Origin of the sequence: Mariniflexile sp. TRM1-10 (assembly GCF_003425985.1) — a bacterium.
Lineage (GTDB): Bacteria > Bacteroidota > Bacteroidia > Flavobacteriales > Flavobacteriaceae > Mariniflexile.
This window is the reverse complement of sequence record NZ_CP022985.1, coordinates 2,147,849-2,161,439: the sequence shown is the minus strand read 5'-3', so window position 1 is coordinate 2,161,439 and position 13,591 is coordinate 2,147,849. Positions and strand designations below refer to the sequence as shown.

Below are 13,591 nucleotides of genomic sequence, written 5' to 3'. Positions count from 1 at the left end.
TCAAATTTTTTTAAGCCTTTAAAAAAGACGCGCCCGATTTTATGTTCAGGGCAAGTTCTTCCAAACTGGTGTTCTCTAACATTTGTTTTAGTTCATCCCTAACGCCCTTAAACTTATCATGCACTGGACAGGGATGGTTTTCATCGCACTTTTCTAAACCCAAACCACATCCGTTATAAATGTTATCGCCATCAATGGCCTTTACAATTTGCGAAAGCTTAATGTATTTAAGCTCATTTTTATCAACCTCAAAACCGCCATAAGCGCCTTTTACTGAATTAATAACTTTATGCCTTACCAATGCCTGCAAAATTTTTGCCGTAAATGCTTGCGGAGAATTGATTTCTTCAGCTATTTCTTTTGGGCTTACACGTTTACCTTCATACGAATTTATCGCAATGAAAATAGACGCTTTAATACCATACTCACAAGCTTTTGAAAACATAATAATTACTTAATTTGATACAAATATAAGATATATTTTTAAATAGGACAAATTTATCTTATTTAATTTATTTGTACTTATTTCTAAACCACACTTTTTGCCATTCACGTTGCAGAATTAAAAACATGACATCTTCAGATAGCTTGAGAATGTCTTCGCCATTTAAAGCTTTTATTCGCTTTTCTGAAACATCAATAATATAAAGCAGGTTTAAATATTCGGTAAATTTTTCCTGGATAAGTTTATAAATTGTTTCGTGAAGTAACAATTTTAAACTGGTAGGCAAAACATCTTCATGAAAATCTAAATTGATATTAGCCAATAAAAAATCCTTATTCAGTTGGCGTACTAAATTTTTATACAAATCCAGCTTATTTGCTTCTTCAACTAAATCCTCGAATGTTGATGGTAAACTCATTAAACGTTTCTATTCATAAGGTTGTTTCCAAAGTCTTTTAGCAGCGCTTTTTTGTCATCGGAAATATTAATAGTACTTAAAACATTAAATGCTTTATGGGTATATTCTTGAATGGCATTTTTTGTAGCTTCGGCAGAACCAGAGGATACAAAAATTTGTTTCGCAGTATTTATTTTAGCTGAAAGGTCTTCTGGGTTTGACGAAAATAATTGGGTTAATTCAAACCTATCCGTTTCGTTTGAAAATTCCAATGCCTTTAGGTACAAATAGGTTTTTTTATTTTCAATAATATCGCCACCTACTTGTTTTCCAAAAGTTTTTGGATCGCCAAAGACATCTAAATAATCATCTTGTAGTTGGAACGCAATACCCAAATTTTTACCAAATTCATAAATACTATGTTGATCTTCTAAGGATGCATTGGCTACAATAGCTCCCATTTTCATGGCAGCACCAACCAAAACAGCTGTTTTATATTCAATCATTTTTAAATATTCGCCAATAGTAACATCATCACGCGTTTCAAAATCTACATCATACTGCTGACCTTCACAAACTTCCAATGCCGTTTTACTAAACAACTTAGCCAATGCTTGAAAAGTGACAGGTTCATAATTCTCAAATAATTGATACGCCATAATTAACATCGCATCTCCCGAAAGGATGCCCGTATTCACATCCCATTTTTCATGTACCGTTTGATACCCACGTCGCAAAGGCGCATCATCCATGATATCGTCATGTACCAACGAAAAATTATGAAACACTTCAATACTTAAAGCGGCATCGAGTGCTATTTTATAATCGGCATTAAAAATTTCAGCAGTCATTAAAGTTAAAACCGGGCGCAGGCGTTTACCTCCTAATTGCAGAATATAGTTTATAGGACTATATAAAGACAGCGGTTCACGGTCTTGGGTAAACCCTTCTAAATGCGAAGTAAATGCGTCTTGATAAAATTGTACGTTTTGCATCAAACAAAAATAATGCAATTGCCATCACTAATCCAACAACTTTAATCAATATTAAAAAATTGTTAAAACTTTGGAAACTTTTATTGTTTTTAAAGTTTCCTATTGTACATTTGCCTCGAATTATGAAATCGCCATACTATCAACAACAAAAAAACTAGGACTATAAGCGATACCAAATGTCCTTTAAAAAAAATAAGTATCACCATTTGAAAGAAGATATTTTAAAAACAGCAGTCGATTTATTCTTAACCTATGGGTTTAAGAGTGTCACCATGGACGATATTGCCAATGCCCTTGGCATGTCTAAAAAAACCATTTACCAATATTTTGAAAATAAAAACGTACTCGTAGAAGAGGCTACATTATACATGTTTCATTTTATTTCGAAAGGAATTGAAGAAATAGTAGCTCAAGAGAACAACCCTATCGAAGAAATTTATGAGATAAAGCATTTTTTGATGAAGCATCTAAAAGACGAAAAATCATCACCACAATACCAACTTCAAAAATATTATCCAAAAATTTACGAATCGTTAAAGTCCAAACAAGTTTGCGTAATGGATGATTGTGTAACCCACAACCTAGAACTTGGTATAAAAACAGGACTCTACAGAGACACCATAAACACCGAATTTGTATCTAAAATATATTTTGTGTGCATGATGGCTTTAAAAGATAAAGACCTGTTTCCTTTAAATAATTTTTCTATGCACGATTTGATGAACAATTATATTGAATATCATTTAAGAGGCATTTGCACCCCAAAAGGACTTGAACATTTAACCCAATACTTAAATAACAATCAATCATAAAATATGAAGCACGTACTAATTTTAGTCTTTAGCTTACTCCTTACAATCAAAGGATTTTCTCAAGAAAACCCGCAAAGTCTCAGCTTAGAGCAAGCTATAGATTTTGCATTGCAGAACAACAGAACAGCAAAAAATGCCACACGCGATATTGAAGCTGCCAGACAGCAAAAATGGGAAACGACAGCTACAGGTTTGCCACAAATCTCAGCCGAAATTGGGTATCAAAACTTTTTAAAACAACAGGTATCTTTAATTCCCGCAGAATTTTTTGGTGGTAATCCTGGTGAATTTGAAGAAGTTACTTTTGGCACCAAACAAAGCGTAAATGCCATGGCAACACTAAACCAGAAAATTTTTGATGGCTCTTACTTGGTTGGTTTACAATCGGCCAAAGTATTTTTAGAAATATCAAAAAACGCTAAAACCAAAACCGATTTAGAAGTTAGAAAGGCAGTGATAAACGCTTACGGCAATGTGTTACTTGCCGAAGAAAGTGTTGCCATTCTTGAAAAAAACAAAGCCATTCTTGAAAAAAATCTATACGATTTATCAAAAATGTTTGAAAATGGTTTGGAAGAAGAAGAAAGTGTAGAGCAACTTCAAATAACATTATCGGGTGTAAACAGTTCGTTAAAAAACACCGTTCGATTAAAAACATTGGCTTATCAAATGCTTAACATCACTTTAGGTCTAGATGTTTATAACCCTACAGTATTAACAGATAACCTTGAAAGTTTAACGGTTCAAAATATATCTTTAGAATTGGTTGATGCTGATTTAAATTTAGAAGAAGCCATAGACTACCAAATAGCCGAAAACGATAAAAAAGCGAAAGCGTTATTGCTAAAATTGGAAAAAAGCAAAGCGCTACCAACTTTAAACGCATTTATAAACGGTGGTTATTCGGCTTTTAGCGATGAATTCAATTTTACAAGCAAGGACCAAAAGTGGTTTGGTTCGTCGTTGTTTGGCGTTAACTTAAACATTCCTATTTTCAGTTCCTTAGGAAGAAGTGCCGCTACACAACGTGCTAAAATAAATCTTGAAAAAGCGAAAGACGATTTAATTGAAACCGAACAAAAACTACAACTTCAAACGGCTGCTGCAAAAAGCGATTATCAATTTGCCATTGAAGATTACGATAACAAAAAACTAAACTTAAATCTTGCTGAACGCATTGAACAAAAAAACCAAACCAAGTTTTTTGAAGGTATTGCTTCCAGTTTCGATTTAAGACAGGCACAAACGCAGTTATATACAGCACAACAAGAATTTTTACAAGCCATGCTAGATGTGATAAACAAAAAAGCAGAGCTAGAAACTATATTGAATAAAGTTGATTAGTTTATGAAAAGAGGTTATAGAAAAGGTTTATGGGTTTATTAGTTTATAAATGGTTATGAGTTTATCATAAATAATTAAGCTTAGAACTAATAAACGGTTAAAATTCAAACAATAAACCTCACACCTTATAAACACATAAACTAATAACCTAAATTTTAAAAATATGAAGCAATTCTCTTTCGAAAAATTAATCGTATGGCAAAAATCAAGAACCTTGTCTGTTTCAATATATAAAACAACAAAGTTATTTCCAGATGACGAGCGTTTTGGTTTAACAAGCCAAATGAGGAGATGTGCTATTTCCATGGCATCAAATATAGCTGAAGGCTCTGGAAGACATACCAATAAAGATAAAGCACCATTTACGGAAATTGCTTTTGGATCTGCTTTAGAATTGTTAAATCAGCTTATTCTATCAAACGACCTTGAATATACTTCAAACGAAAATTATACTCAAATTCGAGAAAACATTACAGAAATAACAGCAATGCTAGATGGTTTGCATAAATCCCAACTCAGCCAATAAACTCATAAACAAATAAACTCATAAACTCAAAATAATAAACTCATAAACTCCATTCAAAAAATGAAAAATATATCCGCCATATTAATCGTTACGCTTCTTTTAACTGCCTGCAGTGGTGAAAAAAAAAGCAAATCTTTAGAAGACCTAATTGCTTCAAATAACTTAGAGGCATTAAAACAAAAACGTGAGGAAATTGATGCTAAACAACAAGAATATGCCGCACAGTTAAGCCTCATTAACAATAGAATTTCTGAATTGGATACCGTTAAAAGATTACCATTGGTGACTACAGTAATGGCAAAATCTGAGAAATTCGACCACTTTTTAGAACTACAAGGTAATGTTAAAACCAAACAAAACCTTGTTATTTATCCTGAAATGGCAGGCACCTTAACACGCGTGTATGTAAAAGAAGGACAAAACGTTACCAAAGGGCAATTACTTGCAACCATTGATGACGGTGGTTTAAGCCAACAAGTGGCACAATTACAAATTCAAGCTGATTTAGCCAAAACAACCTTCGAGCGTCAAGAACGTTTGTGGAACCAAAAAATAGGTAGCGAAATCCAATATCTGCAAGCTAAATCTAGTTATGAAGCACAACAACGTGCCGTAAGCCAGTTAAAAAGCCAACTTGCAAAAACCTCAGTTAGAGCACCGTTTACAGGTGTTATTGATGATGTTATTACAGACCAAGGCAGTGTCGTAGCGCCGGGGCAATCGCAATTAATGCGTATTGTTAATTTAGAAGATATGTATATTGAAACCGACGTTCCGGAAAATTATATTTCTAGCATAACTGCTAATAAAGCTGTAAAAGTAGAGTTTCCAATTTTAGGAAAATCCATCGATGCTAAAATTAGGCAAGCGGGTAATTTTATAAACCCAGCTAACAGAACCTTTAAAATAGAAGTTGCGGTTCCTAATAAAGACAAAAGCATTAAACCAAACTTAACCGCAAAACTTAAAATTAACGATTACACAAACGAAAATGCCATTTTAATTCCTCAAAGTATCATTTCAGAAAATGCCGATGGCGAGCAATACATATACATTATTGAAAATAAAAATGCCGATAATGAAGGAAATGCCAAACGCGTCATTATCGAAACAGGAAAGGCACAAGGTGATGTCATAGAAGTGACCAAAGGACTAGAAAACAATGCCGAAATTATTGAAGAAGGTGCCAGAAGTGTTAATGACGGTCAAACTGTTAAAGTAATCAATAATCTTTAGAGAGATGACAGAAGAGCGATGTCAGAAGACTGAAGTTTAAAAGTTATAATTGAACAAGAAATAGAATTAAGAGAAAAACTTGAAGCACCCCATAAAGGATTACAAGTCTTCAAAAATACCTCAAAATAAATACTAACGTCTAAAGTCTAACGACTAAATATTAACGACCAATAATCATGACGAAACAACAAAAACAAGTCGATAAAGAATTCAAACTATCATCGTGGGCGATACATAATAAGACCACCATTTATATGATGATGGCTATGATTTTCTTTTTAGGTAGTTCAGCATATTTTAAAATGCCCCGAGAAAGTTTCCCAGAAATTAAAGAAACTAAAATTTATATAAGCACGCCGTTTTTCGGAAATACCGCCGAAGATATTGAAAAACTAATTACCGATCCGCTTGAAGACAAACTTAAAACAGTAAGTAATGTGGTAGAAATTACCTCATCATCCCAAGAAGATTATTCAATGATAGTTGTTGAGTTTGATGAAGATATTACCGTAGATCAAGCAAAACAAAAAGTTAAAGACGAAATAGATTCTGAAACTTCGGGCGAAGATTGGCCAACATTCAACGGTGCGAAAGTAGAACCTAATGTGTTCGAGTTGAGCATGTCTGAAGAAATGCCCATTCTTAACATTAATATTTCTGGCGATTATCCGGTTGAAAAACTAAAAGAGTTTGGCGAATATCTTCAAGATGAAATTGAAAACTTAATCGAAATTAAAAAGGTCGATATTCGTGGTGCTCAAGAAAAAGAAGTTGAGGTAGCCGTAGATATTTATAAAATGATGGCGTCCCAAGTGAGTTTTGATGATGTAATTAGTGCCATAAATAGCGGAAACATGACCATGTCTGCGGGTAATTTCATTGCTAGTGGTCAGCGTCGAACCATTAGAATTCTTGGTGAAATAGAAGATCCAAACGATTTAAAAAACTTTGTGGTTAAATCCGAAAATAACAATCCCATTTATTTAAAAGACATTGCCAATATAAGCTTCAAAGAAAAAGATAAAACAACCTATGCCCGCGAGTTTGGAGACCCTGTTGTGATGCTAGACGTAAAAAAACGCTCTGGTAAAAACATGGTCGAAGCTGCTGAAAAAATTGAACTCATTAGAAAAGATGCCATTGAAAACGTATTTCCAAAAAACCTGAAAGTAACTATCGCCAACGACCAATCTTCAAAGACCATTGGACAAGTTGATGATTTAGTGAACAACATTATTTTTGGTATCATTCTCGTTGTAACCGTTTTAATGTTCTTTTTAGGATTTAAAAATGCCCTATTTGTTGGGTTTGCCATCCCTATGTCTATGTTTATGTCTTTAATGATTTTAAACTTATTAGGCTATACCATGAATACCATGATTCTCTTTGGGCTTATTATGGGTCTTGGTATGTTGGTAGACAACGGCATTGTGGTAGTTGAAAACGTATACCGCCTTATGGACGAAGAAGGCATGAGCCGAAAAGAAGCTGCTAAAAAAGGCATTAGCGAAATTGCATATCCTATTATTATTTCAACAGCAACTACGGTCGCTGCCTTTATTCCTTTAGGTCTTTGGCCTGGGCTTATGGGGCAATTTATGATCTATTTCCCAATAACATTATCGGTAGTTTTAGGTTCATCTTTATTTGTTGCCATCTTTTTTAACTCCGTATTGGTTTCTCAATTCATGACAACTGAAGATAAAGACATGCCTTTAAAACGTATCATATACATCACCGCAACCATTTCCATTATAGGCTTTATCATCCTTATAATTGGTGGCGATTACAGAGCCCTAGGTTCCCTTATGATTTTCACAGCCATCATGTTGTGGGTGTATCGCTTGATACTTCGTAAAATGGCGAATCGCTTTCAAAACAAAAGCCTTGTAAAACTTGAAAACTTTTATGAAAAATCCTTAAAAAGTGCCTTAAAAGGGAAACGTCCTTATTTTATAAGTATAGGAACTGTTATTTTACTCATTATTTCATTTGTAGTTTTTGGAATTTCTTTGGGAACACAAAGAACAAAAGTAGAGTTCTTCCCAGATAATAAACCGAATCAAATTATAGTCTATATTGAATACCCTGAAGGTACCGATATTGAAAAAACCAATACCATTACCAAGGAAATAGAAAAAAAAGTATATCGTGTTTTAAATGAAGACATGTATAGAAAAGGCGACTATAACTTTATGGTAGAAAGTGCGGTATCGCAGGTGGGTGAAGGTGCTGGAAATCCGCAAACCGATGGTGGTTCAGCTGCCGAAATGCCCCATAAAGGTAAAATTACCGCCTCGATGCGCGAATATAAATTTAGAGAAGGAGAAGACAGTGAATTGATGCGCCAAAAAGTACAAGAAGCCTTAGTAGGCATTTATCCTGGAGTATTAATTTCGGTTGAAAAAGACCAAAACGGACCACCGGCAGGAGCACCAATTAACATTGAATTAGAAGGCGATGATTACTCGGAGCTTATTAATACTGCCGAAAAAATGCGCGACTTTATCAACTCCAGAAGTATTGCAGGTATCGATGAGTTAAAAATAGACGTGAACAAAGACAAGCCAGCCATGCAAGTGGTGGTTGATAGAGAAAAAGCTGGAGAATTAGGCGTCAGTGCGTCTCAAGTAGGGCAACAATTAAGAAATGCCATTTTTGGAGCCAAAGCAGGCGTTTATAAAGAAGATGGTGACGATTATGATATTTATGTACGTTTCAATGAAGAAAACAGATATAATTCGAGTGCCATTTTCAATCAGAAAATTACTTTTAGGGATATGGCTTCTGGACAAATTAAAGAAGTTCCTGTATCTGCTGTTGCAAAACAATCCAATACTTCAGGCTTTAGTGCCATAAAACACAGAGATGTAAGGCGTGTTGTTACGGTATATTCCGCTTTAGCACCAGGTTATACCGATGCCGGTGCAGTGGTATCGCAAGTGCAGCATGCCATGAAAGAGTTTAAAGAATTGCCAAAAAACATTAAAATAGATTATACTGGGCAAATTGAAGAACAAAACAAACAAATGGCATTCTTAATGGGCGCATTCTTTACTGGATTATTCTTAATATTTTTAATTCTTATCTTCCAGTTTAATTCGTTCTCTAAACCAGCAATCATCATGCTTGCCATATTTTTAAGCTTAATTGGTGTGTTTAGTGGCATTGTTATTACGGGTAGCGCTTTTGTTATTATGATGACCATGATGGGTATCATATCACTGGCAGGTATTGTTGTAAATAACGGGGTGGTTCTTTTAGACTATGCCCAACTTCTTATTGATAGAAAAAAATATGACAGAGGTTTAGATGAAGAAGAATATCTTGATAAAGAAGATTTATACAACAGTATCGTACAAGCAGGTAAAGCGCGTTTACGCCCTGTTTTACTAACAGCCATTACAACTATATTAGGTTTAATTCCTTTAGCCATTGGTTTAAACATTAATTTCTATACCCTATTTAGTGAGTTTAATCCACATATCTATTTTGGTGGTGATAACGTTATTTTCTGGGGTCCTTTGGCTTGGACAGTTATTTACGGGTTATTTGTAGCAACGTTTTTAACATTAATAGTAGTACCTGTATTATTCTTTTTAGCCATGCAATTAAAAATGTGGATAAGAAGTAAAACAAGTTCTGAACCTATAATTCAAGAACCAGAGATTATAGATTAAAAAAGAATGGATTAAAAACAAAAAGCCTTAACATATGTTGGGGCTTTTTGTTTCATAATCCCATAAGTTATGTAAATTTGCACTTCAAATTTCAACTATGTACAGAAGTCATAATTGTGGTGAATTAAATGCATCACATATAAATAAAGAAGTCACACTTGCTGGGTGGGTTCAAAAATCTAGAGACAAAGGCTTTATTGTTTGGGTAGATTTACGCGATCGATATGGCATGACGCAACTCGTTTTTGATGAAGAGCGCACCTCCAAGGACATGCTATTACAGGCACAAAATTTAGGTCGTGAGTTTGTCATTCAAGTAAAAGGATTGGTTATAGAACGCACATCCAAAAACCCAAATATGCCAACAGGCGATATTGAAATTTTGGTCTCAGAACTAACCGTTTTAAACGAAGCCTTATTACCGCCTTTCACTATTGAAGATAAAACCGATGGCGGTGAAGAACTGCGTATGAAGTATCGCTATCTGGATATTCGTCGTAACCCTGTAAAAAACAGCTTGATTTTTAGACATAAAGTAACCCAAGAAGTTAGAAACTACCTGTCTAAAGAAGGTTTTATAGAAGTTGAAACACCTTACTTAATAAAATCGACTCCCGAAGGTGCACGCGATTTCGTAGTGCCTTCGCGCATGAATGCAGGACAATTTTATGCACTTCCGCAATCGCCTCAAACTTTTAAGCAATTGCTTATGGTTGGTGGCATGGATAAATATTTCCAAATAGTGAAATGTTTTAGGGATGAAGATTTACGTGCCGACAGACAACCGGAATTCACACAAATAGATTGTGAAATGGCGTTTATTGAGCAAGAAGATATTTTAAATGCGTTTGAAGGTTTAACCCGTCATTTACTAAAAGAAGTCAATGGTGTTGACATTGAAAAATTCCCAAGAATGCTATATGACGATGCCATGCGTTTATACGGAAACGACAAACCAGACATTCGTTTTGGGATGGTATTCGGTGAATTAAACGAGGTTGCCCAACATAAAGATTTTGGTGTATTTAATAATGCCGAATTGGTAGTTGGTATTGCAGTACCCGGTGGGAACGCTTATACCAGAAAAGAAATCGACCAATTAATTGATTGGGTAAAACGCCCACAAATTGGTGCTTTAGGAATGGTTTACTGTCGTTGTAATGAAGACGGCACATTCAAATCGTCTGTAGATAAATTTTACGATGAGACCGATTTAGCTAAATGGGCAGAAGTAACTGGTGCCAAAGCAGGCGATTTAATCTGTGTGCTTTCTGGTGATAAAAATAAAGTACGCACCCAATTAAGTGCTTTACGTATGGAATTAGCAGAACGTTTAGGACTTAGAAATCCAAAAGAATTTGCACCACTTTGGGTTATGGATTTCCCTTTATTGGAATGGGATGAAGAAACCAAACGTTACCACGCCATGCACCATCCATTTACATCACCAAAACCAGGTCAGTTGGAATTATTAAAAACAAATCCTGGAGAAGTAAAAGCCAATGCGTACGATTTGGTGCTGAACGGAAACGAAATTGGTGGTGGTTCTATTCGTATTCACGATAAAGAAACGCAATCCTTGATGTTCGATTATTTAGGATTTACACCCGAAGAAGCAAAAGCACAATTTGGGTTCTTAATGGATGCCTTTCAGTATGGCGCACCGCCACATGGTGGTTTAGCTTTTGGATTGGATAGATTGGTAGCTATTCTTGGCGGACAAGAAACCATTCGTGATTTTATTGCGTTCCCAAAAAACAATGCAGGTCGAGACGTTATGATTGATGCGCCTGCAACCATAGACGATGCACAATTAACCGAATTAAGCCTAAAACTTAATTTAAAACAATAGAAACTGTTTAAGTTTTATCTAAAAGCCATTTTTTGTTTCTTTTTGACCCATATTTCGTTGAATTTTTTTCTAATAGCTCTGCTATTAAAAAAAAATCCGCCTCATCTGATCCAAAAATAATTCAAAAAAGCATCAATAAACAAAACTTAAACAGTTTCTAAAAATCAATCCTGCTTTTTGCAGGATTTTTTAGTAGATTTAACTATGCCAAAACAAACCATTCTAAAACAAGTACTCATCTGGAGAGCTAAACACATTTCTCACAGACAATTTGTATATATATTAAGTATTGTTATTGGTTTTACCTCTGGTGTTGGTGCGGTGATTTTAAAAAATTTAACGCACTTTTTTCAACATTTATTGGAAGGTAATTTAATTAAATATTACCATCATGCTTTTTATTTTTTGTTTCCTATTATTGGTTTAACCATCGTATATTTTATCATAAAATATGTTATTAGAAACAAAGTAAGCCATGGTATCCCCTCGACCCTTTTTGCTATTTCAAAACGAAAAGGTGTTATGAAACAATACCAAATGTTTGGTTCTATTTTAACGGCACCTCTAACGGTTGGCTTTGGTGGTTCCGTAGGACTAGAAGGACCTACAGTAGCTACGGGAGCTGCTATTGGTTCTAACATTTCAAGAATGTTTCACATGAACCAAACCACTCGAAATTTATTGATTGGTTGTGCTGCCGCTGGCGCCATGTCATCTATCTTCAAAGCTCCTATTGCCGCTATTATTTTTGCTATTGAAGTGTTTAGTTTAGACTTAACCATTGCATCTATGTTGCCCCTTTTATTGGCATCACTTTCAGCCATTCTAACTTCTTATTTTTTCTTTGGAGACGATATTTTATTACCCTTTAGAATTGAAGATAAATTTGTTATTTCCGATGCCCCTTTTTATATGGTTCTGGGTGTTTTCGCCGCTATAACATCCATCTATTTTGCTCAAGTTTACGACAAGTTTCAAAAATTTTTCGACAAAATAAAATCCCCCATAAAACGTTTAGTAATTGGTGGCATTCTTTTAGGTATTTTAATTTATTTCATTCCACCACTTTATGGCGAAGGATTTGATGTTATCAATAACCTTATTGCCGGCAACCCAGAAAAAGCTTTGGAAAACAATATCTTCCAAATGGATTTAACCAATATTTGGATCATCGTTCTACTTTTAGCTGGTTTGGTATTTTTTAAAATTATTGCCAGTGCCCTCACTTTTGGAGCTGGTGGTGTCGGTGGTATTTTTGCACCAACGCTTTTTATGGGTAGCATTATGGGCAATTGTATTGCCAAAATAATTAATAACTGCGGTTTGTTCAATACACCTGTTTCCGAAAGCAATTTCACCCTTGTAGGTATGGCTGGTTTACTTGCTGGTGTTTTACATGCGCCGTTAACCGCTATTTTCTTAATTGCAGAACTTACCAGCGGCTACGAACTGTTTATACCCTTAATGCTAACGGCAACCATTTCATTCGGTATTACGAAATACTTTAGCTCACATTCGGTTTATAATATGGAATTGGGTAGAAAAGGCGAACTCATAACCCACGACAAAGACCACGCTGTATTAACCTTAATGGATATAGATAAAGTTATTGAGAATAATTTCATAACTATAAATCCAAAAATGAATTTGGGTCAGATGGTACATGAAGCCGTTATAAAATCAAACCGAAATATTTTTCCTGTAGTGAATGAAAAAAACAACGCCCTACTTGGTGTTATTTTGTTGGACGATTTGCGCCCCGTTATGTTCGATCAATCATTATACAATGACATTACGGCTACAGATGTTATGCAACCAGCACCCGAAATAATCGATCTCGAAAAAGATAAAATGACCGACATTATGAGAAAATTTCAAGATAGTAGTGCATGGAATTTACCCGTAGTGAAAAATGACGAATATGTTGGTTTTATATCAAAATCAAAACTATTAACGGCTTACCGAAGACAATTAATTAACTTTACAAAATAAAACCTAAAGGTTATTTAAGTATCCTTATCCCTACAAATGAAATATCTCATTCTTTTTTTGTTTTTAGCCTCTTTCGGAAGTATTTTAACTGGGTATTTTGTAGAATCTGAATACTCCCAAAAACTTATTGGCTTCGGCGTTATGGGGCTATTTTTTATTGTATTTCCACTGTTTTCGTATTACCGCTGGAAAGATAAAGATGTTAAAGATTATATGCTTACTAAAGAAAATTTGGACAAAATGCGTGAAAATCAAAAAGAAAAGAAGATTTAGCAGTGTTCAGTTGGCAGTGTTCAGTCACAGTGTTCAGTC

At 34.7% G+C, this 13,591-nt stretch carries 11 protein-coding genes; 8 read left to right on the top strand and 3 right to left on the bottom strand.

Annotated features, from left to right (window positions below; genetic code table 11):
• Positions 1-10 precede the first annotated feature (10 nt).
• From CJ739_RS09225 to CJ739_RS09215, 3 genes are all read right to left on the bottom strand, one after another.
• Positions 11-445 carry an RrF2 family transcriptional regulator gene (locus tag CJ739_RS09225; RefSeq protein ID WP_117174574.1) on the bottom strand — a complete coding sequence of 145 codons (435 nt, stop codon included), beginning with the start codon at positions 443-445 and terminating at the stop codon, positions 11-13.
• 67 nt (positions 446-512) lie between these two features.
• Positions 513-863 carry a hypothetical protein gene (locus CJ739_RS09220; RefSeq protein ID WP_117174572.1) on the bottom strand — a complete coding sequence of 117 codons (351 nt, stop codon included), beginning with the start codon at positions 861-863 and terminating at the stop codon, positions 513-515.
• Positions 863-1,837 carry a polyprenyl synthetase family protein gene (locus tag CJ739_RS09215; protein ID WP_117174570.1) on the bottom strand — a complete coding sequence of 325 codons (975 nt, stop codon included), beginning with the start codon at positions 1,835-1,837 and terminating at the stop codon, positions 863-865. The genes CJ739_RS09220 and CJ739_RS09215 overlap by 1 nt, the downstream gene beginning before the upstream one ends.
• Before the next feature lie 176 nt (positions 1,838-2,013).
• On the opposite strand from CJ739_RS09215, the gene CJ739_RS09210 reads away from it, so the two are divergent.
• From CJ739_RS09210 to CJ739_RS09175, 8 genes are all read left to right on the top strand, one after another.
• On the top strand, positions 2,014-2,649 hold the full coding sequence (locus CJ739_RS09210) for a TetR/AcrR family transcriptional regulator (RefSeq protein ID WP_236951642.1): 636 nt from the start codon (positions 2,014-2,016) through the stop codon (positions 2,647-2,649).
• Positions 2,650-2,652: 3 nt separating this feature from the next.
• Positions 2,653-3,993: a TolC family protein gene (locus CJ739_RS09205; protein ID WP_117174566.1), complete on the top strand. Its 1,341-nt coding sequence runs from the start codon at positions 2,653-2,655 to the stop codon at positions 3,991-3,993.
• Positions 3,994-4,156: 163 nt separating this feature from the next.
• A complete protein-coding gene (locus CJ739_RS09200; protein ID WP_117174564.1) occupies positions 4,157-4,519 on the top strand; it encodes a four helix bundle protein in 363 nt (120 codons plus the stop codon).
• A gap of 60 nt (positions 4,520-4,579) precedes the next feature.
• Positions 4,580-5,755 carry an efflux RND transporter periplasmic adaptor subunit gene (locus CJ739_RS09195; protein WP_117174562.1) on the top strand — a complete coding sequence of 392 codons (1,176 nt, stop codon included), beginning with the start codon at positions 4,580-4,582 and terminating at the stop codon, positions 5,753-5,755.
• A 176-nt stretch (positions 5,756-5,931) separates the two neighbouring features.
• Positions 5,932-9,435 carry an efflux RND transporter permease subunit gene (locus CJ739_RS09190; RefSeq protein ID WP_117174560.1) on the top strand — a complete coding sequence of 1,168 codons (3,504 nt, stop codon included), beginning with the start codon at positions 5,932-5,934 and terminating at the stop codon, positions 9,433-9,435.
• Positions 9,436-9,532: 97 nt separating this feature from the next.
• Positions 9,533-11,287, top strand: a complete 1,755-nt coding sequence (aspS, locus tag CJ739_RS09185) for an aspartate--tRNA ligase (protein WP_117174558.1) — start codon at positions 9,533-9,535, stop codon at positions 11,285-11,287.
• Between the two features lie 204 nt (positions 11,288-11,491).
• Positions 11,492-13,279 carry a chloride channel protein gene (locus CJ739_RS09180; RefSeq protein WP_117174556.1) on the top strand — a complete coding sequence of 596 codons (1,788 nt, stop codon included), beginning with the start codon at positions 11,492-11,494 and terminating at the stop codon, positions 13,277-13,279.
• Positions 13,280-13,315: 36 nt separating this feature from the next.
• A complete protein-coding gene (locus tag CJ739_RS09175) occupies positions 13,316-13,552 on the top strand; it encodes a hypothetical protein (protein ID WP_117174554.1) in 237 nt (78 codons plus the stop codon).
• The last annotated feature ends 39 nt before the right edge of the window (positions 13,553-13,591 follow it).

What these genes read in the sequence shown, in the direction of transcription:
- CJ739_RS09220 (WP_117174572.1), bottom strand. Translation starts at nt 863, where the DNA reads ATGAGTTTACCATCAACATTCGAGGATTTAGTTGAAGAAGCAAATAAG.
- CJ739_RS09175 (WP_117174554.1), top strand. Translation starts at nt 13,316, where the DNA reads ATGAAATATCTCATTCTTTTTTTGTTTTTAGCCTCTTTCGGAAGTATT.
- CJ739_RS09180 (WP_117174556.1), top strand. Translation starts at nt 11,492, where the DNA reads ATGCCAAAACAAACCATTCTAAAACAAGTACTCATCTGGAGAGCTAAA.
- CJ739_RS09205 (WP_117174566.1), top strand. Translation starts at nt 2,653, where the DNA reads ATGAAGCACGTACTAATTTTAGTCTTTAGCTTACTCCTTACAATCAAA.
- aspS (WP_117174558.1), top strand. Translation starts at nt 9,533, where the DNA reads ATGTACAGAAGTCATAATTGTGGTGAATTAAATGCATCACATATAAAT.
- CJ739_RS09200 (WP_117174564.1), top strand. Translation starts at nt 4,157, where the DNA reads ATGAAGCAATTCTCTTTCGAAAAATTAATCGTATGGCAAAAATCAAGA.
- CJ739_RS09195 (WP_117174562.1), top strand. Translation starts at nt 4,580, where the DNA reads ATGAAAAATATATCCGCCATATTAATCGTTACGCTTCTTTTAACTGCC.
- CJ739_RS09210 (WP_236951642.1), top strand. Translation starts at nt 2,014, where the DNA reads ATGTCCTTTAAAAAAAATAAGTATCACCATTTGAAAGAAGATATTTTA.
- CJ739_RS09190 (WP_117174560.1), top strand. Translation starts at nt 5,932, where the DNA reads ATGACGAAACAACAAAAACAAGTCGATAAAGAATTCAAACTATCATCG.
- CJ739_RS09215 (WP_117174570.1), bottom strand. Translation starts at nt 1,837, where the DNA reads ATGCAAAACGTACAATTTTATCAAGACGCATTTACTTCGCATTTAGAA.
- CJ739_RS09225 (WP_117174574.1), bottom strand. Translation starts at nt 445, where the DNA reads ATGTTTTCAAAAGCTTGTGAGTATGGTATTAAAGCGTCTATTTTCATT.